This window comes from Rhizobium sp. X9 (assembly GCF_018873185.1).
Taxonomy (GTDB): Bacteria; Pseudomonadota; Alphaproteobacteria; order Rhizobiales; family Rhizobiaceae; genus Agrobacterium; species Agrobacterium oryzihabitans.
Window position 1 is genome coordinate 1,402,138 of sequence record NZ_CP071311.1, and the last position, 25,490, is coordinate 1,427,627.

Annotated in this window: 22 protein-coding genes, 1 tRNA gene and 1 pseudogene; 11 read left to right on the plus strand and 13 right to left on the minus strand. The window is 59.6% G+C overall.

Translation table 11 applies throughout. From position 1 onward, the window contains the following. Positions 1-25 precede the first annotated feature (25 nt). Entirely contained in the window at positions 26-829 is an 804-nt protein-coding gene (kdsA, locus tag JZY08_RS06870; RefSeq protein ID WP_367303907.1) for a 3-deoxy-8-phosphooctulonate synthase, read from the plus strand. 80 nt (positions 830-909) lie between these two features. Here the strand turns inward: kdsA and JZY08_RS06875 are convergent. After that, positions 910-993, minus strand: a tRNA-Leu gene (locus tag JZY08_RS06875). 158 nt (positions 994-1,151) lie between these two features. Between JZY08_RS06875 and JZY08_RS06880 the strand changes: the two genes are divergently transcribed. The 5 genes and pseudogenes from JZY08_RS06880 to JZY08_RS06900 all read left to right on the plus strand — a co-directional run bounded on the left by JZY08_RS06880 (position 1,152) and on the right by JZY08_RS06900 (position 4,391). Continuing rightward, a complete protein-coding gene (locus tag JZY08_RS06880; protein ID WP_158083473.1) occupies positions 1,152-1,289 on the plus strand; it encodes a hypothetical protein in 138 nt (45 codons plus the stop codon). Positions 1,290-1,583: 294 nt separating this feature from the next. Further along, positions 1,584-1,814, plus strand: a complete 231-nt coding sequence (locus JZY08_RS06885) for a helix-turn-helix domain-containing protein (RefSeq protein ID WP_080918567.1) — start codon at positions 1,584-1,586, stop codon at positions 1,812-1,814. 107 nt (positions 1,815-1,921) lie between these two features. Beyond that, positions 1,922-2,080 (plus strand): annotated as a pseudogene (locus tag JZY08_RS06890) (JAB domain-containing protein); the annotation flags it as partial. A 147-nt stretch (positions 2,081-2,227) separates the two neighbouring features. Next, entirely contained in the window at positions 2,228-2,650 is a 423-nt protein-coding gene (locus tag JZY08_RS06895; RefSeq protein WP_035242473.1) for a TadE/TadG family type IV pilus assembly protein, read from the plus strand. 1 nt (position 2,651) lies between these two features. Continuing rightward, entirely contained in the window at positions 2,652-4,391 is a 1,740-nt protein-coding gene (locus JZY08_RS06900) for a pilus assembly protein TadG-related protein (protein ID WP_216331378.1), read from the plus strand. Between the two features lie 68 nt (positions 4,392-4,459). On the opposite strand, the gene JZY08_RS06905 is transcribed toward JZY08_RS06900, so the two are convergent. The 4 genes from JZY08_RS06905 to rpiA form a co-directional block, all read right to left on the minus strand. After that, positions 4,460-5,836: a class II 3-deoxy-7-phosphoheptulonate synthase gene (locus JZY08_RS06905; protein WP_142173610.1), complete on the minus strand. Its 1,377-nt coding sequence runs from the start codon at positions 5,834-5,836 to the stop codon at positions 4,460-4,462. Positions 5,837-6,085: 249 nt separating this feature from the next. After that, entirely contained in the window at positions 6,086-7,474 is a 1,389-nt protein-coding gene (gene gor, locus JZY08_RS06910) for a glutathione-disulfide reductase (RefSeq protein ID WP_216331379.1), read from the minus strand. Between the two features lie 146 nt (positions 7,475-7,620). Next, positions 7,621-8,187, minus strand: a complete 567-nt coding sequence (locus JZY08_RS06915) for a DUF2059 domain-containing protein (RefSeq protein ID WP_003495829.1) — start codon at positions 8,185-8,187, stop codon at positions 7,621-7,623. A gap of 16 nt (positions 8,188-8,203) precedes the next feature. Beyond that, entirely contained in the window at positions 8,204-8,899 is a 696-nt protein-coding gene (rpiA, locus tag JZY08_RS06920; protein WP_003495827.1) for a ribose-5-phosphate isomerase RpiA, read from the minus strand. Positions 8,900-9,089: 190 nt separating this feature from the next. On the opposite strand from rpiA, the gene gph reads away from it, so the two are divergent. Continuing rightward, the gene (gene gph, locus JZY08_RS06925) at positions 9,090-9,791 is read left to right on the plus strand and encodes a phosphoglycolate phosphatase (protein ID WP_216331380.1); all 702 of its coding nucleotides are present in this window, start codon (positions 9,090-9,092) and stop codon (positions 9,789-9,791) included. Between the two features lie 311 nt (positions 9,792-10,102). On the opposite strand, the gene JZY08_RS06930 is transcribed toward gph, so the two are convergent. Further along, positions 10,103-11,959 (minus strand): murein L,D-transpeptidase, encoded by a 1,857-nt coding sequence (locus JZY08_RS06930; RefSeq protein WP_216331522.1) that lies wholly within the window; start codon positions 11,957-11,959, stop codon positions 10,103-10,105. Between the two features lie 502 nt (positions 11,960-12,461). On the opposite strand from JZY08_RS06930, the gene fumC reads away from it, so the two are divergent. Both fumC and JZY08_RS06940 read left to right on the plus strand, forming a co-directional pair. Then, a complete protein-coding gene (fumC, locus tag JZY08_RS06935; RefSeq protein ID WP_216331381.1) occupies positions 12,462-13,853 on the plus strand; it encodes a class II fumarate hydratase in 1,392 nt (463 codons plus the stop codon). A 197-nt stretch (positions 13,854-14,050) separates the two neighbouring features. Next, a complete protein-coding gene (locus JZY08_RS06940) occupies positions 14,051-14,821 on the plus strand; it encodes a hypothetical protein (RefSeq protein ID WP_216331382.1) in 771 nt (256 codons plus the stop codon). 74 nt (positions 14,822-14,895) lie between these two features. Here JZY08_RS06940 and JZY08_RS06945 read toward each other — a convergent pair whose 3' ends face one another. The 4 genes from JZY08_RS06945 to JZY08_RS06960 all read right to left on the minus strand — a co-directional run bounded on the left by JZY08_RS06945 (position 14,896) and on the right by JZY08_RS06960 (position 19,125). Then, positions 14,896-16,524, minus strand: coding sequence for a CTP synthase (locus JZY08_RS06945; RefSeq protein WP_082184692.1), 1,629 nt, complete (start codon positions 16,522-16,524; stop codon positions 14,896-14,898). Positions 16,525-16,683: 159 nt separating this feature from the next. After that, a complete protein-coding gene (gene secG / locus JZY08_RS06950; RefSeq protein ID WP_035223455.1) occupies positions 16,684-17,142 on the minus strand; it encodes a preprotein translocase subunit SecG in 459 nt (152 codons plus the stop codon). 115 nt (positions 17,143-17,257) lie between these two features. After that, complete coding sequence (gene tpiA, locus JZY08_RS06955; RefSeq protein ID WP_082184308.1) at positions 17,258-18,028, minus strand: triose-phosphate isomerase; 771 nt, start codon at positions 18,026-18,028, stop codon at positions 17,258-17,260. A 215-nt stretch (positions 18,029-18,243) separates the two neighbouring features. Beyond that, positions 18,244-19,125 carry a lysophospholipase gene (locus JZY08_RS06960; protein WP_216331383.1) on the minus strand — a complete coding sequence of 294 codons (882 nt, stop codon included), beginning with the start codon at positions 19,123-19,125 and terminating at the stop codon, positions 18,244-18,246. A gap of 209 nt (positions 19,126-19,334) precedes the next feature. On the opposite strand from JZY08_RS06960, the gene parE reads away from it, so the two are divergent. Beyond that, a complete protein-coding gene (gene parE / locus JZY08_RS06965) occupies positions 19,335-21,455 on the plus strand; it encodes a DNA topoisomerase IV subunit B (RefSeq protein ID WP_216331384.1) in 2,121 nt (706 codons plus the stop codon). Positions 21,456-21,496: 41 nt separating this feature from the next. Here parE and JZY08_RS06970 read toward each other — a convergent pair whose 3' ends face one another. From JZY08_RS06970 to JZY08_RS06980, 3 genes are read right to left on the minus strand one after another with little or no spacing between them, the layout of a single operon-like run. Further along, positions 21,497-22,105 carry an ATP-dependent Clp protease proteolytic subunit gene (locus tag JZY08_RS06970; protein ID WP_216331385.1) on the minus strand — a complete coding sequence of 203 codons (609 nt, stop codon included), beginning with the start codon at positions 22,103-22,105 and terminating at the stop codon, positions 21,497-21,499. Between the two features lie 43 nt (positions 22,106-22,148). Continuing rightward, on the minus strand, positions 22,149-22,508 hold the full coding sequence (locus JZY08_RS06975; protein WP_082184313.1) for an SRPBCC domain-containing protein: 360 nt from the start codon (positions 22,506-22,508) through the stop codon (positions 22,149-22,151). Beyond that, the gene (locus JZY08_RS06980; RefSeq protein ID WP_003495802.1) at positions 22,505-22,819 is read right to left on the minus strand and encodes a helix-turn-helix transcriptional regulator; all 315 of its coding nucleotides are present in this window, start codon (positions 22,817-22,819) and stop codon (positions 22,505-22,507) included. The genes JZY08_RS06975 and JZY08_RS06980 overlap by 4 nt, the downstream gene beginning before the upstream one ends. 278 nt (positions 22,820-23,097) lie before the next feature. Here JZY08_RS06980 and JZY08_RS06985 point away from each other — a divergent pair, with 278 nt between their 5' ends. Then, positions 23,098-25,377: a methyl-accepting chemotaxis protein gene (locus JZY08_RS06985; RefSeq protein ID WP_003495800.1), complete on the plus strand. Its 2,280-nt coding sequence runs from the start codon at positions 23,098-23,100 to the stop codon at positions 25,375-25,377. Positions 25,378-25,490 lie beyond the last annotated feature (113 nt).

Consider the following 25,490-nt stretch of genomic DNA (forward strand, 5'->3'; position numbering starts at 1 on the left):
GATAGAGTTTTGCAACACTCGACCGATGGTGTTTATGGGCGGCGTGAACGTGCTGGAAAGCCGCGATCTCGCCATGCGGGTGGCGGAGGTGATGACGACGGAGACGACGCGCCTGAACATGCCGTATGTCTTCAAAGCTTCTTTCGACAAGGCTAATCGGTCATCGAACCGATCCTATCGCGGGCCGGGGATCGATGAGGGCCTGAAAATCCTTCAGGAGGTACGCACGAGCTTCGGCGTCCCGGTCCTCACGGATATCCATCTTCCCGAACAGGCTACGGTCGCCGCCGAGGTCTGCGACGTGCTGCAACTGCCCGCGTTTCTGGCGAGGCAAACCGACCTGATCGAGGCGATCGCACGAACGGGCAAGGTCGTCAATGTCAAAAAACCGCAATTCATGAGCCCAAGCCAGATAGGGCATGTCGTCGAAAAGCTGGAGGACTTCGGCAATCATCAGGTCGTCATATGCGAGCGGGGAAGCAGCTTCGGCTACGACAATCTCGTTGTCGACATGCTGGGCTTTGGTGTCATGAAAACCGTGACGGCTGGCGTACCGATCGTTTTTGACGTCACCCATTCGCTGCAAATGCGCCAGGCCGGAGCAAGCAGCTCCGGCGGTCGCCGCGATCAGGCGTTCGAACTCGCTCGATCCGCCATGGCATTGTCGCTGGCCGGACTATTCGTGGAGGCTCACCCCGATCCGGACAGGGCCTTGTGCGACGGTCCAAGCGCCCTGCCTCTCGCCCAAATCCCGGCGTTCCTCGCGCAGGTGAAGGCCGTCGATGATCTGGTGAAGTCCTTTGCCGGAATTGGCCACGACTGCCAATAAGCCACATCAACGCCACTTGGCGTTACGGGTTTGCCTGGGCGGCCCAAACAATCCCTTCTCAGCGGTGAATGAGACGATAGTGCGGGCGGTCGTACACGAACCGACATATCCGTAAGGACGGCGGATTTTGAATGCGCTGCGTCTACCAACTCCGCCACGCCCGCACTTTGCCGCCGATCGCCCTCTAGGTCTCTGCCCCTAGCGCCATTTCGGCAGGATTCTCATACTCCACTCCCACACCGCCAGCCCGTTGAAAATACGATGTTTTCACTTCATCGTGATTTCCTGTTGATTGGTAGACAAACCCCTTTTTGAGACGGCGTTGTTCGACATCGCGATCCTGTTTCGGGAAGGCGGCTTCTACGGTCGGGTCCGCTACAAGACCAGCTCGCTCTATCCGTCAATGGTCATGCACGGCATCGGCAATTCCGTCGCGGTGCTTGAACGCCTGCTGAAGTGAAGGCCGTGCCCGGCGCGCGGGCGCCGAGGCGTTCACGTTGGAGACCGATTCGGCGTCGCCGGCCGGACGAGCGTCCGCGCGACCCGCCTATGTTTAACCGCCGATAGCCAGGAGCCCTACTCCGACCGAATCACCCTTTCCGCCCGTTGGATCGAACTACATGGTCGTTCGTGTAGCAGCGTGAGCCAATGCTCGCAGGCGGGCCCGACAGGGATCGGTATCTCCACTGAAAAGCGTCTCGCGCTTTCTCATCAGCAAACGATCGGCGACCTCACGCCGATCAAAGGAGGACGGATGACTGACGGAAAATTTCTCACCGCCGAAGAAGTATCGGAACGCTATCGCGGAGGAGTGTCTGTCGGCACGCTTCGCAATTGGCGTGCGATGAAAATCGGGCCTTCCTTCGTGAAGATCGGCAAAGCCGTGCTCTATCCCATCGTGGAGCTTGAGGCCTGGGACGAAACGAATAAGATTCGTTGCCGGGCTTCAAGGAGACTCACCGGGAGCGACGGGGATCAGGTGTGAGGTCACGTTCGATCACAAAAACAGACCCCAATTACCGGCACCTACTCAACAGACACATCGAAAAAAGACCGGAAATTCAACACTTTAGTAAATTACGTGGGACGTTTCACAATCACCCAAGTGGAGACCCCACCCCCTCGCGTGCGGATATCGAGATGACCAAAACCATCATCGATACGGCAAAGCCGCTCGGCATCGCCGTGCACGACCACATCATCATCGGCAAGGACGGCCATGCAAGCTTCAAAGGGCTTCGGCTGATCTGACATTGACTGACGCTGACGCGAAGATTCTTTCTCGCCTGCAACCCATAAGAGCGGCATCAATACAAAATTAATACCTATAAATTAGCATTTCCGAAAATAATAAATCAAGGCATCGAACCTTGGTGCCTAGAGAAACGGGGGTGCTTTATGCGTAATGCAATGCGTTTCCTTCGCGATCGGTCCGGCTCGAACGCTGTCGAGTTCGCCATCGTCGCGCCGATCTTCTTTCTCGTCCTGCTGACCATGATCGCCTATGGCATCTACCTGATGGCGGCCTATTCGGTGCAGCAGATCGCCGCTGATGCGGCACGAACGGCGGTTGCCGGGCTGAACACGACCGAACGCCAGCAGCTCGCCCGGGATTTCATCACCAAGAGCAGCCTCAACTACGCTTTCATGGACAAGAAGCGTTTCACGGTGAATGTCTCCACCGATCCCGCCAATGCCAACCAGTTCACGGTCAAAGTCGAGTATGACGCCCGCGATCTGCCGATCTGGAGCCTCTACAGCTACACCCTGCCCGAGCCGGTTATCCGGCGTTTTTCCACCATCCGGATCGGAGGAGCATGACATGCTGACCATCTCTTCTTTGCTCTCCCGTTTCGCCAAGGACCGCAGGGGCAACATCGCCATATCGGCCGGGCTCACCGCGCCGCTTTTCATCGGTATATTGGCGCTCGGTGTTGATTATGGCTACCTGACCCTGCAGAAGCGGCAATTGCAACAGACCGCTGATCTTGCAGCCATTTCGGCGGCGGCCAATGCGGCCGATCCCGAAAAGGCGGTCCAGCAATATTTCGCCCTCAACGGCATGGACCTCGGGGTCAAAACGCCAAACGGCCTGTTGACCGCAACCGGTCTTGAACCTTTCGACCCCTTGAACGAATTTGCCAAAAGCAACGGTTATGCCGAGATCGTAAAAGGTCACTACGAACCCGACGCTACGCTTCCAGTCGACCAGCGATTCGTTGACAATGCCCTGCCCACCAATGCGGTGAAAGTGAACATCGTCGAAAAAGGCCAGATATTCTTCGCCTCCGCTTTTACAACGGCGCCCAAGGTCTCAGCGGTCGGAACCGCCTCGTCCCAGAAGATCGCCGCATTTTCGGTGGGATCGCGGCTCGCAAGCCTCGACGATGGAATCCTGAACAGCCTGCTCGGCGGCCTGCTCGGCACCACGGTTTCGCTCAAGCTCATGGATTATCAGGCGCTGCTCGCTGCCGATGTCAACGCATTACATGTCGTCGAGGCGCTGGCCGTCGATCTCAAACTCACCGCCGGCACCTACAAGGATGTTCTGAAAACGGAAATCACCTATGGCCAGTTCCTGAATGCGCTGACGAAGACCACCGGCCTGCAGCCGGCTGTCGCCACCATTCTGACTGCGCTGCAAAAAACCGTCAACAAGAGCAATATCAAGCTCAAGCTTGAGGAAATCCTCAATCTCGGGCCGTTCTCCGACAAGCTGATCGGTAGCGGCGAAAACCTCAAGGTCACCGCCGGCGTCTTCGATCTCATCAATGCCGCCGCCGTGGCGGGCAATGGCGGCAACCAGCTGGCGCTTAATCTCAACGCCAACCTGCTGGGTCTCGCCTCGGTCAAGGCAACGCTTGCCATCGGTGAACCACCTGTCGAAACGCCGTCACTCGCCGTCGGCGGTCCGGGCACCGTGGTCCGTACCGCGCAGACCCGGCTGGCGGTCAATGTCGTGGTCGATGGGCTTCAGGCGATTGCCGGCCTGAAGGTCAATGTTCCGCTCTATGTGGAAGTCGCCCATGCCGAAGCACGGCTTGCCGATATTCGCTGCACGGGCGGCGGACAGGGAACCGTCGATGTCGAGGTCGTCCCCGGCGTCGCGGAAATCGCCCTCGGTAATGTCGATACCTCGGCCTTCGCCAATTTCGGCAAGGACCCGCGCGTCACCAAAACAGCGATCGTGGATTCTGCATTGCTCGCCATCAATGGCAGCGCTCTCATCAACGCCACCAACATGAAGAAAACCAAGCTGACTTTCACGCAGTCGGATATTACCCAGGCAAAGATCAAGAGCGTCTCCACCAAGGACACCGTTACCACTCTCGTCAGTTCCCTGCTGAAGAACCTCGATCTGGATATCAGGCTCCTCTTCCTCAACCTCGATCTGGGAGGGCTGGCGGGAATCCAGGCCGCACTTGCCAATACGCTTTCCGTGGTCACGGCCCCAGTCGATCAGCTGCTCTACAACGTGCTTCTGGTTCTCGGCGTCAAGATCGGCGAGGCCGATGTACGGGTCACGGATGTTCGGTGCCAGCAGCCGGCGCTGGTGCAGTAATTCAGCACCGCGCATGAAAAAGCCGCCGGATGGTCTCCCGGCGGCTTTTTTCGTTTAAGGCTTTAATATCAGGCGTTGGCAATCGCCAGGCGCTTCTCGTCCCGGCCGCTCTTCATGCGCTCCGACAGAAGGAAGGCCAGTTCCAGCGCCTGATCGGCGTTGAGACGCGGATCACAATGGGTGTGGTAACGGTCGGACAGCGAATCCGCCGTCACGGCGCGCGCGCCGCCCGTGCATTCCGTCACGTCCTTGCCGGTCATCTCGATATGGATGCCACCCGGATGCGTGCCTTCGGCGCGGTGAATCTGGAAGAAGCTTTCGACTTCCGACAGGATGCGCTCGAACGGACGCGTCTTGTAGTGGTTGAGCGTGATCGTATTGCCATGCATCGGATCGCAGGACCAGACGACCTTGCGGCCTTCCTTCTCAACCGCACGGATGAGCTTCGGCAGGCTGTCCGCCACCTTGTCATGACCGAAACGGCAAATCAGCGTCAGGCGTCCGGCCTCGTTCGCCGGGTTCAGCGCATCGATCAGCTCGATCAGATTGTCCGGCGTCAGAGACGGACCGCATTTCAGGCCGATCGGGTTCTTGATGCCACGGAAATATTCCACATGCGCATGGTCAAGCTGACGCGTGCGGTCACCGATCCAGATCATGTGGCCGGAGGTGGCATACCAGTCGCCCGAGGTGGAATCGACGCGGGTGAGCGCCTCTTCGTAACCCAGCAGCAGGGCCTCATGGCTGGTGAAGAAATCGGTCTCGCGCAGGCTCGGATTGTTCTCCGCGCTGATGCCGATCGCCTTCATGAAATCCATGGTTTCGGAAATCCGGTCGGCCAGCTTGCGGTAACGGTCCGCCTGCGGGCTGTCCTTGATGAAGCCAAGCATCCACTGGTGAACGTTTTCCAGGTTGGCATAACCGCCCATTGCGAAGGCGCGCAACAGGTTCAGCGTCGCCGCCGACTGGCGGTAGGCGTCAAGCTGGCGCTCCGGGTTCGGAATGCGGGAGGCCTCGTTGAATTCGATACCGTTGATGATGTCACCGCGGTAAGACGGCAGCGTCACACCATCCTGCGCTTCCACGTTGGAAGAGCGCGGCTTGGCGAACTGACCGGCAATGCGGCCAACCTTCACGACGGGCAGCTGCGCGCCATAGGTCAGCACAACGGCCATCTGCAGGAAAGCGCGGAAGAAGTCGCGGATATTGTCCGCGCCATGCTCGAGGAAGCTTTCGGCGCAATCGCCGCCCTGCAGCAGGAAGGCGTTGCCTTCAGCCACATTGGCAAGCTGTTTTTTCAGGCGGCGGGCTTCACCGGCAAAAACCAGCGGCGGATAGGTCGCAAGTGTGGCTTCCGTTGCCGCAAGCGCTGCCGCGTCAGGATATTCGGGAACCTGCTGGATCGGTTTCTGCCGCCAGCTGCCGGGTGTCCAATTCTGTGCCATGTCCTTACCCTTTTTTCGACCACGCAACTGTCGCGCGACCGCCTCGAAAAATTGAGCGGCTTATAGCTCCATGCATCGCCTTTGCATAGCCGATCCCGGCGCCATACCGCTCAATCCGCCCGTTTTGAGCGTCTCAAGCGCATAAAAGTCAATTCAAACGATTTAACAAACCCGCCCCCACCCGAAAATCGTCTGTTTCGGGGGCGACGAGCAATTTTGACGCGCGATTATATCATGCTTGCGCCAGGGCTACACGCGCTCGCCATTCACCACGCGGTAGCTCGGCGAATACATCGTCACCAGCTCCTCGGCGGCTGTGGGATGAACCGCCATGGTGCGGTCGAAATCATCCTTGGTGCAGCCGGCTTTCAGCGTGATGCCGAGAAGCTGCGCCATCTCGCCCGCCTCGTGGCCGAGGATATGCACGCCGACAACCTTGCGGTCGGCGGCATTGACGATCAGCTTCATGATCATTTTTTCCTGGCGGCCGGACAGCGTCGCCTTCATCGGCCGGAACTGGGCGCGATAGACTTCCAGCTCCGGATATTTCTTGCCCGCTTCCTCTTCCGAAAGACCGACAGTTCCGATTTCCGGCTGCGAGAATACCGCCGTCGCAATCAACTCGTGATCCGGCTTGGTCGGGTTGTTCTTGTATTCGGTTTCGATGAAGCACATGGCCTCGTGGATCGCCACCGGCGTCAGCTGTACCCGGTCGGTGACGTCACCGAGAGCGAAGATATTCGGGACATTCGTGCGCGAATAGTCATCAACGATGATAGCGCCCCGCGCATCCACCTTTACCCCGGCATTTTCAAGGCCAAGACCATGGGTATTGGGATCGCGGCCGAGCGCCAGCATCACCAGGCCGACATGCAGCGAGTTGCCCTGCTTCGTGCGCGCCACAAAGCCGCCCGTACCATCCTTGCTGACTTCCTGAATGACGTCTTCGAGAATGATGCGAATACCCTTTGCTTCCATCGCTTCATGGAGGCCCTTGCGCATGTCCTGATCGAAGCGCGAAAGGATTTCCCTGCCGCGATAGATCAGCGTCGTTTCAACACCAAGCCCGTGGAAGATATTGGCGAATTCCACGGCGATATAACCGCCACCGGCGATCAGGATCGACTTCGGCAGCTCTTCCAGGTCAAAAGCCTCGTTGGACGAGATCGTCAGCTCATGGCCCGGCAGCGCCTTGTGCTCGTTCGGCGTGCCGCCGACGGCAATCACGATGCGCTCGGCCGTGAAGGTCTCGCCGGTTTTTGTGAGCTTCACGGTATGGGCATCGACCAGTTCCGCCCGGCTGTCGAAAATATCGGCCTTGGCGTTTTCCAGACCCTTGCGGTACAGCCCTTCGAGGCGGGTGATTTCCTTGTCCTTCGCCGCAATCAGCTTCTTCCAGTCAAAGCGGCGCTCACCCACGCTCCAGCCGAAACCTTCGGCATCTTCGAAATGCTCGGGGAATTGCGAGGCATACACGAACAGCTTCTTCGGCACGCAGCCGCGAATGACGCAGGTCCCGCCGTAACGATATTCCTCGGCAATCCCCACGCGCTTGCCGAGCGAAGCCGCCACACGGCCGCTGCGAACGCCGCCAGAGCCGCCACCGATGACGAAAAGATCGTAGTCATAAGCTGTCATAGTCAAAACCCCTGATCAAAACCACGCCATCAGCCTTGAGGCGGACAGTGGTATCTTCACGGCACATATAGGTGCTACGACGCACAAATGAAAAGCCCGGTCTTGCGGCCGGGCTTTGAATATTTCTGAACTGTCCGTTCATTCAATCAGGGCTTGGGAGCCGGAGCGCCGCCCGTGGCGTTCTGATCGGCCGGAAGCGGCTTCAGATCGGCGCCGGCAACCTTCTGCAGCTCGGTCATGCTGGAGGCGTTGAGGTCGCGGTTGATGCCGGCGGCCCAGATATCGGCGGCCTTCATCAGCTCGCGCGTGGCGATCGGGCCGTCCTTCAGAAGCTTCTTGCCGGCTTCGCTGCTGTAGAAGGTGGAAATGGCGTTCAGCTCTTCAACGGTGAAGGCGCGCGCATAGGTGAGTGCAGCCTCACGCTCCAGATCGGCGCGGCGCGGCGCAAGCTCGAGCGCCTTGGCATCGACGGTCTCGGTGATCGCGTCCTGAACATTCGGCGATGCCTGAATGAGTTCGGCCTTCAGACGCTCCGCCAGGCCCGGCAGGATGTCATCGAAACGGTCGGTGACGCCAAGAGAGGCGATCGCCTGCCGTGCGGCAGCAATATGCGCTTCCGAAATTTCCTGAGCGCGTGCGGCAGTACCGAACACGATGCCGGAAATAAGGATCGAAGCAGCGGCAGCTTTGCCCAGTCCCGCTAGTTTGATCATGAAAATCTCGCTCCTGTTATACTGCCTGCATCACGCGGGCGCCTTCAGGTCCCGCGATAATGGCAAGCGATGCCAAATTTATGAAAAGTCCGTGCTCGACAACACCGGGGATAGTGTTCAACTCGCGTGCAAGCGCTTCTGCATCAGGAATACGGCCAAAAGATGCGTCGAGAATAAGGTGTCCGCCATCCGTCATGAAGGCGCCGTCGCCGGACGAACGCATCGTCAGCGTGCCCGAAAGGCCGGACCGCGCCGCCAGCTTCTCGATGGCGATCCGGGTCGCCACCTGGCCGAACGGGTTGATTTCGATGGGCAGCGGAAAGGCGCCGAGCGTCTCCACCACCTTGCTCTGGTCGGCAATCACGATCACGCGGGCAGATGCCGCCGCCACGATCTTTTCGCGCAGAAGCGCGCCGCCGCCGCCCTTCACAAGCCGCAGCGCGTGGTCCACCTCATCGGCGCCGTCAATGGTCAGATCCAGTTCCGGCAACTCGTCGAGGGATTTCAGCGGCACGCCGAGTTCCACGCACAGGCGTGCGGTGCGCTCGGAGGTCGGCACGCCCTCGACTTTCAGACCGGCGGCAACCTTTTCCGCCAGCAGCCGCACGAATTCCTCAGCCGTTGAACCCGTGCCGATACCAAGCCGCATCCCGTCTTGAACATGGGACAATGCGGCCTCGGCGGCCTTGATCTTCATCTGGCGGGCATCCATGTGCCTGAAACTCCGGTAGCTTTGTCGTCGCCGTGCTGTTTACACGGGTCGAAAGCCAAACGAAAGCCTTTTTCAAGCCAACGAACAGAACGTTGTGGTGCGGTTGCAAAGACAAGGCCGTTTGCCTAGGCTTGGCGCGAATGAAAGCTCCGATAGCTTCACCAGAAGCATACCCAAGAGGCCCGTTTCCGTGACATCCCGCCCGCTCTCCCCACTCGCCATCTTCGACCTCGACGGCACGCTCGTCGACACCGCCGCCGATCTCGTCTCGAGCCTCAATCACACCATTGCCGCCGCCGGCCTTGCCCCCGTCACCTATGAAGACCTGACCCACCTCGTCGGCCAGGGCGCGCGTGTGATGATCAAGCGCGCCTTCGCGCTTCGCGAGACAGAACTGCCGGAAGCCGAAATCGAGCCGCTCTATGAGCGCTTCATCACCCATTACCGCGCCGAAATGCCCGGCGAAAGCCGTCCCTATCCTGGTATCGTCACTGCACTGGACGCGCTCTCGGCCGCCGGCATCACGCTTGCCGTCTGCACCAACAAGACGGAAATCCTCGCCTTGCCGCTGCTTGAAAAACTGGGGCTGACACAATATTTCGCCGCCATCACCTGCGGCGACACCTTTTCCTTCCGCAAGCCGGATGCCCGCCATATTCTCGGTACCATCGAAAAGGCTGGCGGCGACCCGCAGCGCGCGATCATGGTGGGTGACAGCATCAACGACATTCTCGCCGCCAGGAACGCCGCCGTGCCCTCGATCGGCGTGACCTTCGGTTATACGGATGTGCCGATGGTTGAACTGGAGCCGGATGTGGTGATCGACGATTTCACTGAATTGACGCCGGCGCTGTTCGAAGAACTGGTTGCGAAGGGTGCAGCGGCCGCCTGAGAGGCTGGACCAGACAAGTAAAGCGCCAGAGAACGGCGATTCCGACGTCAATGAGAGCTGAACAACCTGTCTTCCGTCATACCGGACTAAATCCGGCATCCAGCCACGGCGCGCCTGCGCCGTGAAAATACTCTTTTGCGATCAAGGACTTGATCGCGCTGGACCCCGGATCAGGTCCGGGGTGACGGAGTACGGTGTTGCCGTTAACGCCAAATGTAGCTGGCGGACTCCAGCACCAAACAAATTGGGCAGGCCTTTCCTTCAAACAAAAAAGCGCCGTTTCCGGCGCTTTTTTCTCGATGCTATTCTGATCAGATCGACGCGGCCCGCGCCTTCGTCGTCACGGCAAACGCCTTCTGCACATAGCTGTCGCGGTCATAGACATCGTCGAAGAACTGCACCTTGCCGTCCTTGTCCGGCCAGGCGGTGAAATAGGCTACGTAGACCGGAACCTTCTCCGGCACCTGCACGGCGCGGTTCTTGCCGGACGCGATCTGCTCGCCGACCTTTTCGACACTGGTGCCGAGAACGGCAGCCGCCATGCGGCGCGGCTCGACGAGACGGATACAGCCATGGCTCAGCGCCCGCATGTCGCGGTTGAAGAAGCTCTTGGCAGGCGTATCGTGCATGTAGATGGCATGCGCATTGGGGAACAGGATTTTCAGGTCGCCCAGCGCGTTGTCGCTGCTCGGCGGCTGGCGAACGGACACGGCATTGGTCGAACCATACCAGTTGACGCTGGTGGAAGAGACCGCACGGCCGCCCACCTGAACCTCATAACCCAGCCGGTCGAGATAGGACGGGTCGCGGCGCAGCTTCGGCAGCATCTCGTTGACGATGATAGACTGCGGCACGCCCCAATAGGGGTTGAACTCGACAGTCTGGATCTCGTCCTGGAAGAAATAGGTCTGGTTGGCCTTGGAGCCGACCACGACCTTCATGCCGAACTGTTCTTTGCCCTCATTGTGGTAATAGGCCATGAAAGCGGGCTGGTTGATGAAGACGTAGCGCTGGCCGAGATCGGCCGGCAACCAGCGGACCTGCTCCATCGCCACCTGCACCTTGGCTATCTTCGCGTCATTGCTTTCGCCGACCATGGCGCGCACGGTAGCGCGGCCGATGACGCCGTCCGGCTTCAGGCCGTTTGCGCTCTGGAAGGCCTTCACGAGATCAACGAGATCGGGCGTGTAGTCCGGCGTCTGCTGATAGCCGGAAATGATCGCCGCATGCTCCGCCTTGAAGGCCGGAGAAGCGCGATGTTCGATGGCCTTGACGACATTGGCCATATCAGCGCTGCTATTGCCGGGCTTCAGCACCAGATCGGCCGGAACGCGGACGACATGCGCCGCATCGCCTTCGCCACGCAGGCGCGCAAGTTCCGCCTTCAGCGCAAGATACTCAGTGCTGGATGGTTCGCGGCTGCGCAGATAGGCGCCGACATCGGGGCTGAGGCCCGCAAGCTTCAGCACCGGTGTGAGGTTCACCGTCTTGCGCTTGAAATCATGGTAGCCCGACAGCCGGTTCGGATCGACGCGGCCACGGGTCGTGTCCTGCACATAGGCCAGAACCTTGGCAGAAAGCGCCAGCTCGAACTGCATCTGCGCCCGCTGATAGGCATCGGAGGCCGACGCGGACGCCGTTTCCACCGGCGTGCCCGTGGCCGTCGTACCGGCTGCATTGCTGCTGATGCTGGCGGTCACGTCTTTTGCCGGTGCGGAAATGCTGTAATCGGCCGGATCAAGGCCGCTTTCACCAACCGTTTCGAAGAAAGCAATGGTGGCGTTTGCCCGGTCTGTCAGTTCGCCTTCGGAAACCCACAGCGTCTTGCCGCCCGCGCCGTAATAGGCCTCGAGCGCCTTGGCGATTTCGGGCGTGGCGCTGAACTTCAGATTGGCAAGACCCTCGCCGAAATTCGCCGTATTCACCGCACGGGCCGTATCCGCCTTGTAGTCGTAATAACGCGGGCCGGAAACGCGCGGCAGGGGTTCGGGATCGGAGGCATCGGCGCTCGGTCCTGAAACCGGTGGCGATGTGACGATGCCGGCCGGCGGCAGCTCACCGCGATCACGCGCGACCTTGCCCGGGCCGCCGCGCAGAAGGTCCATCAGCGTCACCGCGCCGGCGCTGCCGGGAAGAGCGGTGGAGACGGAAAGACCGAGAGCCAGCACCAGCGCTGCCGATGATTTTCCAGAAGTGACTTGCAATTTGATCCTCGTAGCACCCCAGCACCGCCAGTCAAACGGCGGGCATCAGTTTCATGCTTGTCTAGCCGATCGACGGCCCGTTGAAAAGAAAACGCCCAAAGCCCACAACCATGCCGAAATGAACCTTATGATACAGCCAAAGCCGTAAAAACGTAATTTCCAGAATTGGCGAGAATGGTTAAATTTCTATTTATTTCATTAACTTTGCCAGAGGCAGCGGCGCGCCCTGCCCGCCCCTGAAACGCCGGTTTTCCGGCCATTTCATGACGTAGTAAAAATGACACGCAGCAGCCTTTTTCTCGCTTGGGCGATCCGCACCCCATAATCGCTTTTGCACGACCGGAAATATCTGCCTCTACCGCATTGCAGCGCTTTCATTGCCGGCGCGATGATTCTATATATCGGCCGCGCAAGGCGGGCGAAGGCGCCGTTTTGGCGGAGGAAAACAAGTAAAAAGGCAAGATTGATGACAGCCACACGGACGGAAACCGATACATTTGGACCCATTGAAGTTCAGGCCGATCGCTATTGGGGCGCGCAGGCGCAGCGCTCGCTCGGCAACTTCAAGATCGGCTGGGAAAAGCAGCCCGCCTCTGTCGTTCGTGCGCTGGGCATCGTCAAGCAGGCAGCCGCCCGTGCCAACATGGCGCTGGCAGGCCTCGACCCCAAGGTCGGCGACGCCATTATCGCCGCCGCACAGGAAGTCATCGACGGCAAGCTGACCGAGCATTTCCCGCTCGTCGTCTGGCAGACCGGTTCAGGCACCCAGTCCAACATGAATGCCAACGAAGTGATTTCCAACCGCGCGATTGAAATGCTCGGCGGCGAAATGGGCACCAAGAAGCCGGTTCACCCCAACGACCACGTCAATATGAGCCAGTCCTCGAACGACACCTACCCGACGGCGATGCACATCGCCTGCGTGGAAGAAATCGTTCACCACCTGCTGCCGGCTCTCAAGCACCTGCACAAGGCGCTGGAAGCCAAGGTCAAGCAGTTCGAAAAGATCATCAAGATCGGCCGCACCCACACGCAGGATGCGACCCCGCTGACGCTAGGCCAGGAATTCTCCGGTTATGCCGCGCAGGTCGCCTCGGCGATTGCCAATATCGAACTCACCCTGCCCGCGCTCTCCAAGCTCGCCCAGGGCGGCACGGCTGTTGGTACGGGCCTCAATGCCCCCATCGGCTTTGCTGAAAAGGTCGCAGACGAGATTTCCAAGATCACCGGCCTGCCCTTCGTGACCGCACCGAACAAGTTCGAGGCGCTCGCCTCGCACGATTCCATGGTCTTCTCGCATGGCGCGATCAATGCGGCAGCCGCTGCACTCTTCAAGATCGCCAACGACATCCGCTTCCTCGGCTCCGGCCCACGCGCCGGTCTCGGCGAATTGTCGCTGCCGGAAAACGAGCCCGGCTCGTCGATCATGCCGGGCAAGGTCAACCCCACCCAGTCGGAAGCACTGACGCAGGTCTGCGCCCACATCTTCGGCAACAACGCAGCGCTTTCCTTTGCCGGTTCGCAGGGCCACTTCGAGCTCAACGTCTATAACCCGATGATGGCCTACAACTTCCTGCAGTCGGTCCAGCTTCTGGGCGATGCGGCCGTCTCCTTCACCGACAATTGCGTCGTCGGCATCGAGGCCCGCGAAGACAATATCAAGAAGGGCGTCGAAAACTCGCTGATGCTCGTCACTGCGCTGAACAGCAAGCTCGGCTACGACATCTGCGCCAAGATCGCCAAGACGGCACACAAAAACGGCACGACGCTGCGCGACGAGGCCGTTGGTGGTGGATACCTCACCAACGAGGAATTCGACCAGTATGTGCGCCCGGAAAACATGATCGGCCCGAAGTAAACCCGTCGAGGTTTATCGCTGGAATAGAAAGCGGGCCTTCGGGCCCGTTTTTGTTTGCGGTTTAAACGCTTCGCTTCAAGTAAATTTAAGGAAAAAACAATACAAACAACACATAAGGATAACAATATTAAGAGCAGAAAACAAAATCTAAAAATATAAATACAATATATATTAATATTATATTTCCGGATGCACATATGGCAATAAAAGAAATTTTCGACGAAGGCGCAATGACCATTGCGTTCCGAATTCCATTTAAAAGAAACAAGAGCAAGGTAATTGCGGAGCTCAACGAAGTAATTCCGCGAATTAGGGAGAGCCTGTCCCGCGAAAACGCGTGGTACAGGGTCGTCGATATATCCGGGAAGTGGCGTTCAGATAACGAGGCTTTCGACGACCCGTGGACATCACCAAATGCGGAAGCCTGGGTTCAGTTGGCCGGCCATGGCGAGTTTCTGGAAGGCCTTCGCATCTGGGTTGGTGAATTGGAAAACCTGCTCGCGCTTCACTTGCGAGAAGAGCATGTCTCGATCAGGGAAACCGACGAAGTCCTGTTGGGCGAAGTGCCTGTAAGTATTCTGGCTGTCATGTATTCGGACTTCGTTCCAGTTTTTACCCGTTTCCTAGACGTTTGGGACGATCCTAATCTGGATCAGCAGTACAGTGTGGTGGCAGAAATCGTTCAATCGCATGGCCGATGCCAGGAAGTCGAGGACCTGCTGGTTAAACTGGCGGCCCATGAAGGCGGGGACGGTGATCTCATTCAGTCCGTGCTGAGGCCGCAGTTGGAAAAGCTATATGGCGACTTCCCCAATTCAACGCTTTTCCGCACCATGGTGGAGACGATGCATGCGAGGGGAGCCGAACTGGAGGACAGTGACGGCAATCGCCATATATTCCACTATTGCCCGAACTGGCCTGAACTGACGGCGAACGCAACCACAATATTGGCCGAACTCGATACATAATCGCCGCTGGACCGCGAACATCCCCGTAATAAAAAAGGGCCGCAAAAGCGGCCCTCTTCATCTCATTCAAACCATCAAACCAGCCGGCTCTGCTCCACCGCCGCTTCAATAAAGCTGGCGAAAAGCGGATGCGGGTCAAGCGGACGGCTCTTGAGTTCAGGGTGATACTGCACGCCGATGAACCACGGATGGTCAGGATATTCCACCGTTTCCGGCAGGACACCGTCCGGAGACATACCCGAGAAGACGAGGCCGCAATTTTCCAGCCGGTCCTTGTAGTCCACATTCACCTCGTAGCGGTGACGGTGGCGCTCGGAAATATCCGTGGTGCCGTAGATTTCGGCGATCTTGGTGTCCTTCTTCAGCGCTGCCTTGTAGGCGCCGAGGCGCATCGTACCGCCGAGATCGCCCTTGGAGGAGCGCTTCTCCAGCTCGTTGCCTTTCACCCATTCCGTCATCAGGCCGACGACCGGCTCGGAAGTCGGGCCGAATTCGGTGGAGGAGGCATTTTCGATGCCGGCCAGATGACGGGCCGCTTCCACGACTGCCATCTGCATGCCGAAGCAGATGCCGAAATAGGGCACATTGCGCTCACGCGCAAACTGCGCCGCCATGATCTTGCCTTCCGATCCACGCTCGCCGAAGCCACCCGGCACCAGAATGCCGTTGACCTTTTCGAGATAGGGTGTCGGATCTTCCTTTTCGAAGACTTCAGACTCGATCCACTCGAGCTTCACCTTGACGCGGTTGGCAAAACCGCCGTGATGCAGCGCCTCGATCAGCGACTTGTAGGCGTCCTTGAGGCCGGTATATTTGCCGACGATCGCAATCGTGACCTCGCCTTCCGGCGTGCGGATACGGTTGCAGACCTCTTCCCACTGTTCCAGACGCGGCTTGGGCGCCGGCTCGATGCCGAAAGCGGCCAGCACTTCCGAATCGAGACCTTCCTTGTGGTAGGCGATCGGAACGTCATAGATGTTTGCAACATCCAGCGCCTGGATGACGGCGGAAGGACGCACGTTGCAGAACAGCGAAAGCTTGCGGCGTTCCGCTTCCGGGATTTCCCGGTCGGCGCGCACGAGCAGAATGTCTGGGTGAATTCCGAGCGCCTGCAGTTCCTTGACGGAATGCTGGGTCGGCTTGGTCTTCAACTCGCCGGCTGCCGGGATGTAAGGCATCAGCGTCAGGTGAAGATAGATCGCGGTGCCGCGCGGCAGGTCGTTGCCGAGCTGGCGGATCGCCTCCATGAACGGCATCGCCTCGATGTCACCCACCGTGCCACCGATTTCGCAGATGACGAAGTCGTAATCGTCATTGCCTTCGATCACGAAATCCTTGATCTCGTTGGTGACATGCGGAATGACCTGAACCGTTGCGCCGAGATAGTCGCCGCGCCGTTCCTTGTCGATGATGTTCTTGTAGATGCGGCCGGTCGTGATGTTGTCGGTCTTGGTGGCCGAACGCCCCGTGAAGCGCTCGTAGTGGCCAAGGTCGAGGTCCGTCTCGGCACCGTCATCCGTCACGAACACTTCGCCGTGCTGTGTCGGGCTCATGGTGCCGGGATCGACGTTCAGATAGGGGTCGAGTTTACGAAGCCGCACCCGATAACCACGGGATTGCAACAAAGCTCCGAGTGCTGCCGCGGCGATGCCCTTACCTAGAGAGGAGACCACGCCGCCTGTGATGAATACATATCGCGCCATGGGATTCACCGGATACCTTTTTACCTCTGATTCCGCCAGCCCAAATTTCATGCTGTTGCAAATTCGCTGTTGACGAATTCACAATTCAGCTGGCCGGAATACGAACAAAAGAAAACCGGCAGGCTTTTGGCCTGCCGGAGCGTTAAATCGAAACCGGACTTATTGACCGGTCGGAACTGCGTTCGGATCGGCGGGCTGCGCCGGTGCCGGGGCGGCAGTGCCGGACGCGGCAGGAGCCGGAGCCGTCTGCGCGGGCGCTGCTGCACCATTATTGGTCGGAACGCCATTTCCAGCCGGAGCCGGTGTTGCGGGCGTCGTCGCCGGGCCGAGCGTGTCGAGAATGCCGTTGCCCTGGCCCTGCGTTGCCGGAATACGGTTCAGAATATCGGTCGGGCGCGCTTCGTAACGGGTCAGAAGACCAAGCCCGAGCGACGTCAGGAAGAACAGCGCGGCGAGGATGCCCGTCGTGCGGGTCAGCGCATTGGCCGTTCCGCGCGCGGACATGAAGCCCGAACCGCCGCCGATACCGAGGCCGCCGCCTTCGGAACGCTGGATCAGGACCACGCCGACGAGCGCCAGCACGATCATGAGGTGAATAACAATCAAAACGGTCTGCATGACAATCCATTCCATGCCCCGCGCGGAGCACTACAAAGAAGGTTTCGCGGCTCTTTACATGAGGCGAAGGTTTATTCCAAGCCCCTTTCCCGCCACTGTGACAGGAAAGCTTGTCTCAGGCCGTCAGTTGCTCGTATGCCGCATAGATGGAAAGGAAGTCGGAGGCTTTCAAGCTGGCGCCGCCGATCAGCGCGCCATCGACATTCTCGACGCCCATCAGTTCCAGCGCATTGGCGGGCTTCACCGAGCCGCCATAAAGAATGCGCATCGTCTTGCCTTCTTCGCCGAAACGCTTGACGAGTTCGTCGCGCATGAAGGCATGGGCCTCGCGCACGTCCTGCGTTGTCGGCGTCAGACCCGTGCCGATCGCCCACACCGGCTCATAGGCGATGACGGTGTTTTCGGCGGTTGCCTCGTCCGGCAGGGAGCCGGCCAGCTGCCGCTTGAGGATATCGAGTGTCTGGCCCGCCTTGCGCTCATCCGCCGTCTCGCCGATGCAGACGATGGCGATGAGATCCGCCTGGTGCGCGGCAACGGCCTTGGCGCGCACCAGATGATCCGTCTCGGCATGGTCGGTGCGACGCTCTGAATGGCCGACGATGACATGGGTGCCGAAGCAATCGGCGATCATCTCTGCGGAAATATCACCCGTATGCGCGCCGGAAACATTCTGGTGGCAATCCTGCCCGCCGATCATCAGCGGGCTGTCGTCGCACAGCGCCGTCGCGACATAAAGCAGCGTCGATGGCGGGCAGATCAGCGCATCCACCTTCTCGGAAAGCGCGCCCTTGACGCCCTCTGCCATGGCCTTGATCTGATCGAGCGACGAACGGGTGCCGTTCATCTTCCAGTTTCCGGCAACAAGCGGTCGAACATTCGGCGTCATGCGTATCCCATTCCCTTTGTCTCGGAGAGCCGCTTGCGCAAGCCCCCCTTCACCTCAGCCGCCTGGCGGCCCCTAATCGCGACAGAAACTCTGCCGGAAATCCCGGACTATGTCTTTAAACGCAGCCGGTGACAAATGGTACAAAAAAGCGGTCTGGAGGTTCAAAACGTCGGCCAATTTGCCGAAACCCGCTTTTGTCGACCCCCAAAACGGCCTCAGCGGCTCAAAATCCAGTTCAAAACCGTGCGCCAGTCGGTCATGCGCACCGGCGTTCCGTGGCTGCCGGTCTCGAAAAGCGTGAAGCGTACCGGCTCACGCGCCTTCAGCAAGGTGCGAAAGATGGTCGCCTGGCTGTCGGCGGAATAGACCTTGTCGGCGCTGCCATGCGTGAACCAGACAGGCTTCTTCGCTTTCGCAAAGGCGCTCTTCGGAAAATCGGGATCGACCGCGCCGCCGAGGATCGCCATGCCCTTGAGATTATCGACGACGGCCTTGTCGCGGCTGATGCCGTAGCAGATGAAGCTGCCCATGGAGGCGCAGGCCAGCACCACCGGTTTGCCGCCGGATTTGCGGGCCGCATCGGCAATCAGCGCGGCGACATCGGCAACGCCATTTGCATCGAAGGACCGCACGCTCGGCACGTAATAGGTGCCGCCATTGGCGACAGCCAGATTTTTCAACCGGTTGAAATTGCCGCCAAACGTATAGTCGTTCATGCCGAGCCGCCGGTCGCCACCGCGCCCGTGAATGAAGATCACGGTGAAGGCCTGCCCGGATGACGGCCCGACGCGGCCCACCTCAAGCGCCCTGCTCTCAACCGTCACGGTTTCCAGTGCCTGCGCCGTCTTGGGCGCCATATCCACATATTGCCGTTTCACCCGGCGCTCGGGCACCTCGTCGCGGCCGTTGATGTCGCGCATCTCCTGATAATCGATCACCTCAGATGCGCCGCCATCTCCAGTGGAAAGCACCGTCTGGCTGGAAAATAGCTCGTCCTTGAACGGTCGCAGTGGCCCGTCCGCGGCACCGGCACCGCCCGGCATCGCCGCAACAGTCAGGCAGAAAAGAGTACAAAACGTGAAATGAGCTGTGGACATGACTTGGTTAACCGTTCATTCGTGGCTGCGAGACTTGCCATTGCAAGGGCGGCAGCGCAATCCTCCTGTTGCGAAACCCTGACATAGTCGTGGCATAGGGTGCGCCGCGTTAGGCCACACGCCCTGCACGTTTGGCGCTATACTCGCCCCTATTGGCATACTGATTCGCTTGGCGAAATTCTGACGACACGCTTTTTTGAACCTTGGACATGATGGACGATAGCAACGATCTCTTCTCCGGTCTTCCGGTGGCACCAAACAGCGAAACGGAAAAGAACGAGGACACGGCAAAACCCGTGAAGGCCCCGGTGTCCGCAGCCGCGAACGTGAACGTGCAGCCGAAACCAGCAGCCGTTGCGGCCGTCACGACGCCCCCGCCCCCAGCGCCCGTGTCCCCCTCCGGTGACGACTACGGTGCCTCGTCGATCCGCGTGCTCGAAGGGCTGGAACCGGTGCGCATGCGACCCGGCATGTATATTGGCGGCACCGACGAGAAGGCGCTGCACCACCTCTTTGCCGAAGTCATCGACAACTCCATGGACGAGGCCGTCGCAGGCCACGCCAATTTCATCGAGGTCCATCTCGATACCGAGGGTTTCCTCACCGTCACCGATAACGGACGCGGCATTCCCGTGGAAAACCATCCGCAGGTTCCGGGCAAGTCGACGCTCGAAGTCATCATGACCAAGCTGCATGCCGGCGGCAAGTTCGATGGCAAGGCCTATGAAACCTCCGGCGGCCTGCACGGCGTCGGCGTTTCCGTGGTCAATGCGCTGTCCGATCTTCTGGAAGTGGAAGTCGCCCGTAACCGCAAGCTTTACCGCCAGCGCTTTTCGCGCGGCGCGCCGATCGGCGGGCTTGAGGAACTGGGCGACGTGCACAATCGTCGCGGCACCCGCGTGCGTTTCCATCCCGATCCGCAGATCTTTGGCGATCACGCAAAATTCGAACCGGCCCGCATTTTCCGCATGGCCCGCTCCAAGGCCTATCTCTTCGGCGGCGTCGAAATCCGCTGGAGCTGCGATCCCGGCATGGTGCCGGCCGGCGGCGAAATCCCCGAAAAGGCCGTTTTCCATTTTCCCGGCGGTCTGAAGGACTATCTGGCCGCCACGCTCGGCAAGGAATTCACCGTCACGCGCGAGATTTTCTCGGGCCGCACCGAAAAGACCGGCGGCCACGGCGCGCTGGAATGGGCGGTGACCTGGTATGGCGGCGATACGCAGATCCATTCCTATTGCAACACCATCCCCACCCCCGAAGGCGGCACGCATGAGGCCGGTTTCCGCATCGCCCTCACCAAGGGCCTGAAGAATTATGCGGAGCTGACGCAGAACAAGCGCGCCAAGGAAATCACCACCGACGACGTGATGATTTCGGCTGCCGGCATGCTCTCGGTCTTCATCCGCGAGCCGGAATTCGTCGGCCAGACGAAGGACAAGCTCGCCACCGTCGAAGCCCAGCGCATCGTCGAAAACGCACTGCGCGATCCTTTCGACCATTATCTCGCCGGCAATCCGGGTGAAGCGGCCAAGCTGCTCGACTGGGTGATCGAACGCGCCGAAGAGCGCCTGCGCCGCCGCAAGGAAAAGGAAGTCAACCGCAAGACGGCGGTGCGCAAGCTGCGCCTGCCCGGCAAGCTGGCGGACTGCGCCCAGAACACGGCGGAAAATGCGGAACTTTTCATCGTCGAGGGTGACTCGGCGGGCGGCTCGGCCAAGCAGGCGCGTAACCGTGCCAATCAGGCCATCCTGCCGCTGCGCGGCAAGATCCTCAACGTCGGCAGCGCAAGCCGCGAAAAGCTCTCCGCCAACCAGCAGATCGCCGATCTCATCCAGGCGCTCGGCTGCGGCACGCGCACCAAATACCGCGAAGAAGATCTGCGTTACGAGCGCATCATCATCATGACCGATGCCGATGTCGATGGCGCTCACATCGCCTCACTGCTCATCACCTTCTTCTATCAGGAAATGCCGGAACTCATTCGCGGCAACCACCTCTATCTGGCGGTGCCGCCGCTTTACGTCATCCGCCAGGGCGCAAAATCCGCCTATGCGCGCGACGACGCCCACCGTGCCGAGCTGATGGAAACCGTCTTCAAGGGCAAGAAAGTCGAAATCGGCCGCTTCAAAGGCCTCGGTGAGATGATGGCCGCGCAGCTGAAGGAAACCACCATGGATCCCGAAAAGCGCACCCTGCTGCGCGTCGAGATCGATGATGTGGATTTCGAGGGCACCCGCGAAGCCGTCGACAATCTGATGGGCACCAAGGCCGATGCCCGCTTCCGTTTCATTCAGGAACGCGCTGCCTTCGCGGATAATCTGGATATCTGATTATACGTCCCGACCGCCAGGCGCGGCCGGGACATTTCAGCTCATTCCGCGATGTCCTCGCGAACATCCAGAATGCGGTCGATCAATCCCCATTCCAGCGCCTCCTGCACCGTCATGAAACGGTCGCGGTCCATCGCCGTTTCAAACTCATCATAGCTGCGCTTGCAATGCTCGGCATAAAGCCGCGTCATGCGGTGCTTTGTCTGGCGGATTTCTTCTGCATGGATGAGCATATCCGACGCTTGCCCCTGAAAGCCGCCGGAGGGCTGATGGATGAGAATGCTGGCGTTGGGCAATGCCGCCCGCATGCCCGGTGCACCCGCCATCAGCAGAAACGATCCCATGGAGCGGGCCGTTCCCATGCAGAGCGTATGAACCGGTGCGCGGATATAATGCATGGTGTCATACATGGCGAGACCACTGGTCACCACACCGCCCGGTGAATTGATGTAGAGATGGATCGGCTTTTTAGGATTTTCCGCTTCAAGAAACAGCAGTTGCGCGCAGACAAGCGCGGACACCGTGTCGTTTACCTCTCCATTGAGAAAGATGATCCGTTCCCGCAACAGGCGGGAATAGATGTCGAAAGACCTTTCTCCCCGTGCCGACTGTTCGACTACCATAGGAACGAGTTGCATCGCTTCGCGCATCGGCGAACTCCTGTCGTTTGACAATGTAAGGGAATGTGGCGGATCAGGCGGCGAGCTTGATCGGCGAACCATTGTGGTTTGCGGCAGCCTTTGTCATCCGGCCGGGCTTCATGCTGGGCAGGTCATGAATGACCCGCAGGCTGGTGCCGCCCCGGTCATTCGATGCGATCCTGAAGGTGACGGTGCTTTCCAGAAATGGCGGGATATCCTCCCGCAGCCTGTAGCAAACTTCCTGACCGGGCGTGACATTGATCGCCTCGGGTTCCGCCAAAGCCTCCTTCGGCAACCAGTGTTCGCGAAACGCCGGAATGCTGATCGCGCGCCAGACCTTTTGTGGTGGCTCATCGAGATCATATTCAAGCTCGAGACCGTTTTTCATCGCTTCGGGTGTTTGCCTGTTCATTGATCCATATCCTTCAGCAAGAGCTTGAGAGCATCGATGCGCTGTGGCCAGTAGGCGCGGTATTTGCCAAGCCATGCCGCAATGCGGGTCAGCCCATCAGGATCAACCTCGTAGTTGACGAAACGACCCTGCCGCCTCTCAACCACCAGCCCCGCCCCGCGCAGTACCGAAAGGTGCTGCGACATGGCCGGCTGGCTGATTTCCATGCCATCACGCAAGGCGGAGGCGTTCATGGCGCCATCCGCCAGTTTTTCAAAAATTGCCCGTCGGGTCGGATCGGCAAGCGCCCGGAAAATATCATTCTCTGTCATGACAACACATAAGCACACACTTATACGATTCGCAAGCCCCTGTCTTCGTTCGGCAAGCCGGCGTCAGCCCGGCCCACCTCGCATAATACTTGTCTTACCAAGTATTACCGCCAGAATTCCTGCCAGCCTTATCGATTCTTAAACGTTCAACCAGTAACTCATACACCTGCGCGAAATGGTCTCGCTGTCTCTCGCCGGCCGGTCCGGCATGTCCTTGCATCCCCCTATGAAGCAATAGCTAGCGCCGTGCTCCGATGCCGGTGTTTTGGAGAATGAGGATGTTTTTGAAAACCGCTACCGCCCGCAACATGTTCGCCATCGTTTTCGCCGGTGTCTTGACGACCGTCGCGACTGCCGGTGTGCTTTTATGGCTTTCCTATCGGGCGGTGGAAGAACGCTCGATCTCCGAGATGCACAACGCCGCCAATACCAGCGCCGCCAACGTCGAAACCTTCTTTGCGCATGCAACGACGCTGGGCGCGAACATGCGCTCGGCACTCCATACCGAGAAGGAAACCGGCAATCCGAGCCGCGAGTCCATCGATCGCCTGCTCAAACGGCTTCTCCAGGACAGCCCCTTTGCCGTGGGCATCAGCACCGGCTGGGAACCCAACGCCTTTGACGGCAGGGACAAGGAATTCGCCAACGCACCGGGCCATGACGCGACCGGCCGTTTTGTACCCTATTATGCCCGCAAGGACGGAAAGGTGATCGAAGAGGCGCTCGTCGACTACGAGACCCCCGGAGCCGGCGACTACTATCTCGTGCCGCGACGGACCGGCAAGGACCTCATGACCGAGCCTTACGTCTATCCCATCAACGGCAAGGATGTCTTCATGACGTCGTTCATGGCGCCGCTGATGTTTGACGGCAAGTTCGGTGGCGTGATTGGTGTCGACATCGCGCTCGACTCCCTGTCGTCCGACCTCGCAAAGCTGAAACCGCTTGGAGAGGGATATATCGCGCTTCTCAGCAAGGACGGCAGTATCGTCAGCCATCCCGATACCAAAACACATGGCAAAGCCCTGAAGGATTCCGGCCTGGACGCGGCCGCATGGCAGGCCATGATCGATAATCCGGGTGTTGCCCGCGAACTGACGGATGCCGCCGGCATCCGCCACATGATGCTGGCCGTGCCCGCCCATGTCCTGCCGGATACGACCTGGTTCACCATCGTCTCGGTACCGAAATCGGTGCTTTTCGCCCATCTCTCGACGCTTGCCCTCACCTCCATTGCCGTCATCGCCATCGCTGCCGGGCTCATGGTCGCGATAGGCTGGTTGCTTGCCGCCCGCTTTGGCAAGCGTCTCAACAGGGTCATCTCCGCAACCAGCCAGATTGCAGAGGGACAGACGGATGTGGATCTGTCCGAAGCCCGCCACCGCGACGAAATCGGCGAAATGGCCCGCTCGCTTGCCGTATTGCGCGATGCGACGATCGCCAAGGTGCGTCTTGAAGACGAGGCCGAGCGCAACCGGGCGCTTTCCGATGAGGAACGGGCGGAACGCGCAGCGGAAGCCGCCGAACGCGACCAGCAGACGCGCGCCGCGGTGGAGGCGCTGGCCGAGGGCCTGCAGAAGCTCGCCGATGGCGACATGACCCACCGTATCGAAAAGACCTTCGCAGGATCGCTCGATCAGGTTCGCCATGACTTCAATGCCTCGCTCGAAAAATTGCAATCGGCACTTTCCGCCGTCAACAGAAACGCCGAGGCCATCCGGTCAGGCTCCGAGGAAATCCGCACTGCTTCCGATGATCTTGCCAAGCGCACCGAGCAGCAGGCCGCCTCCGTGGAACAAACGGCGGCTGCGCTGGAGGAGATAACCACATCTCTCAAGGATGCGACGCTGCGCGCCGACGAGGCAGGCCAGCTGGTGGAACGTACCCGCACGGGAGCGGCGAAATCCGGCGAGGTCGTGCGCCGCGCCGTCGAAGCGATGAGCGGCATCGAAAGCTCGTCGCGCGAGATTTCCAACATCATCGGCGTCATCGACGAGATTGCTTTCCAGACCAATCTTCTGGCGCTGAATGCTGGCGTCGAAGCGGCACGTGCCGGCTCGGCCGGCAAGGGCTTCGCCGTTGTTGCTCAGGAGGTGCGCGAACTTGCGCAACGCTCCGCCAATGCCGCCAAGGAAATCAAGGCGCTCATCACCAAATCCGGCGAGCAGGTCCATATGGGCGTCAGCCTTGTCGGAGAAACCGGCGCGGCGTTGGCGGAGATCGTTGATCAGGTGCAGGAGATCGACCGCAACGTGACGGCGATCGTCCGCTCGTCGCGTGAGCAGACGACCGGACTGAACGAGATCAGCTCGGCCGTGAACTCCATCGATCGGGGCACCCAGCAGAATGCCGCCATGGTCGAAGAACAGACGGCCGCCAGCCACGCGCTTGCAAACGAGGTGGCAGCGCTGAACCGGCTGATCGCGCAGTTCCGGTTAAGCGAGGGCGAGGTTTCATCCGCTCGACCGGTCCAGACCGGCGGGGCCAGCCAGCATCCTGTCCTCTCGGGCGCCCGCGCCCTCGGCAACAGGCTGGGCAAAGCCTTCGCCGCGAAATAGGCTGCCACAGGGCTGCAAGAGACCCGAAGCGTCGCTAAGGGTTTGAAACGCTGAATTGCCATGGCATTTTGCAACCTTGTATGAACGCATTCTGCCCTCGCGCGTTTTCACCC

What these genes read in the sequence shown, in the direction of transcription:
- JZY08_RS06895 (WP_035242473.1), top strand. Translation starts at nt 2,228, where the DNA reads ATGCGTAATGCAATGCGTTTCCTTCGCGATCGGTCCGGCTCGAACGCT.
- JZY08_RS06985 (WP_003495800.1), top strand. Translation starts at nt 23,098, where the DNA reads ATGTTTTTGAAAACCGCTACCGCCCGCAACATGTTCGCCATCGTTTTC.
- gor (WP_216331379.1), bottom strand. Translation starts at nt 7,474, where the DNA reads ATGACAGCTTATGACTACGATCTTTTCGTCATCGGTGGCGGCTCTGGC.
- JZY08_RS06975 (WP_082184313.1), bottom strand. Translation starts at nt 22,508, where the DNA reads ATGAACAGGCAAACACCCGAAGCGATGAAAAACGGTCTCGAGCTTGAA.
- rpiA (WP_003495827.1), bottom strand. Translation starts at nt 8,899, where the DNA reads ATGGATGCCCGCCAGATGAAGATCAAGGCCGCCGAGGCCGCATTGTCC.
- JZY08_RS06905 (WP_142173610.1), bottom strand. Translation starts at nt 5,836, where the DNA reads ATGGCACAGAATTGGACACCCGGCAGCTGGCGGCAGAAACCGATCCAG.
- JZY08_RS06980 (WP_003495802.1), bottom strand. Translation starts at nt 22,819, where the DNA reads ATGACAGAGAATGATATTTTCCGGGCGCTTGCCGATCCGACCCGACGG.
- parE (WP_216331384.1), top strand. Translation starts at nt 19,335, where the DNA reads ATGATGGACGATAGCAACGATCTCTTCTCCGGTCTTCCGGTGGCACCA.
- JZY08_RS06940 (WP_216331382.1), top strand. Translation starts at nt 14,051, where the DNA reads ATGGCAATAAAAGAAATTTTCGACGAAGGCGCAATGACCATTGCGTTC.
- fumC (WP_216331381.1), top strand. Translation starts at nt 12,462, where the DNA reads ATGACAGCCACACGGACGGAAACCGATACATTTGGACCCATTGAAGTT.
- JZY08_RS06915 (WP_003495829.1), bottom strand. Translation starts at nt 8,187, where the DNA reads ATGATCAAACTAGCGGGACTGGGCAAAGCTGCCGCTGCTTCGATCCTT.
- JZY08_RS06970 (WP_216331385.1), bottom strand. Translation starts at nt 22,105, where the DNA reads ATGCGCGAAGCGATGCAACTCGTTCCTATGGTAGTCGAACAGTCGGCA.
- tpiA (WP_082184308.1), bottom strand. Translation starts at nt 18,028, where the DNA reads ATGACGCCGAATGTTCGACCGCTTGTTGCCGGAAACTGGAAGATGAAC.
- JZY08_RS06945 (WP_082184692.1), bottom strand. Translation starts at nt 16,524, where the DNA reads ATGGCGCGATATGTATTCATCACAGGCGGCGTGGTCTCCTCTCTAGGT.
- secG (WP_035223455.1), bottom strand. Translation starts at nt 17,142, where the DNA reads ATGCAGACCGTTTTGATTGTTATTCACCTCATGATCGTGCTGGCGCTC.
- kdsA (WP_367303907.1), top strand. Translation starts at nt 26, where the DNA reads ATGGTGTTTATGGGCGGCGTGAACGTGCTGGAAAGCCGCGATCTCGCC.
- JZY08_RS06960 (WP_216331383.1), bottom strand. Translation starts at nt 19,125, where the DNA reads ATGTCCACAGCTCATTTCACGTTTTGTACTCTTTTCTGCCTGACTGTT.
- JZY08_RS06885 (WP_080918567.1), top strand. Translation starts at nt 1,584, where the DNA reads ATGACTGACGGAAAATTTCTCACCGCCGAAGAAGTATCGGAACGCTAT.
- JZY08_RS06900 (WP_216331378.1), top strand. Translation starts at nt 2,652, where the DNA reads ATGCTGACCATCTCTTCTTTGCTCTCCCGTTTCGCCAAGGACCGCAGG.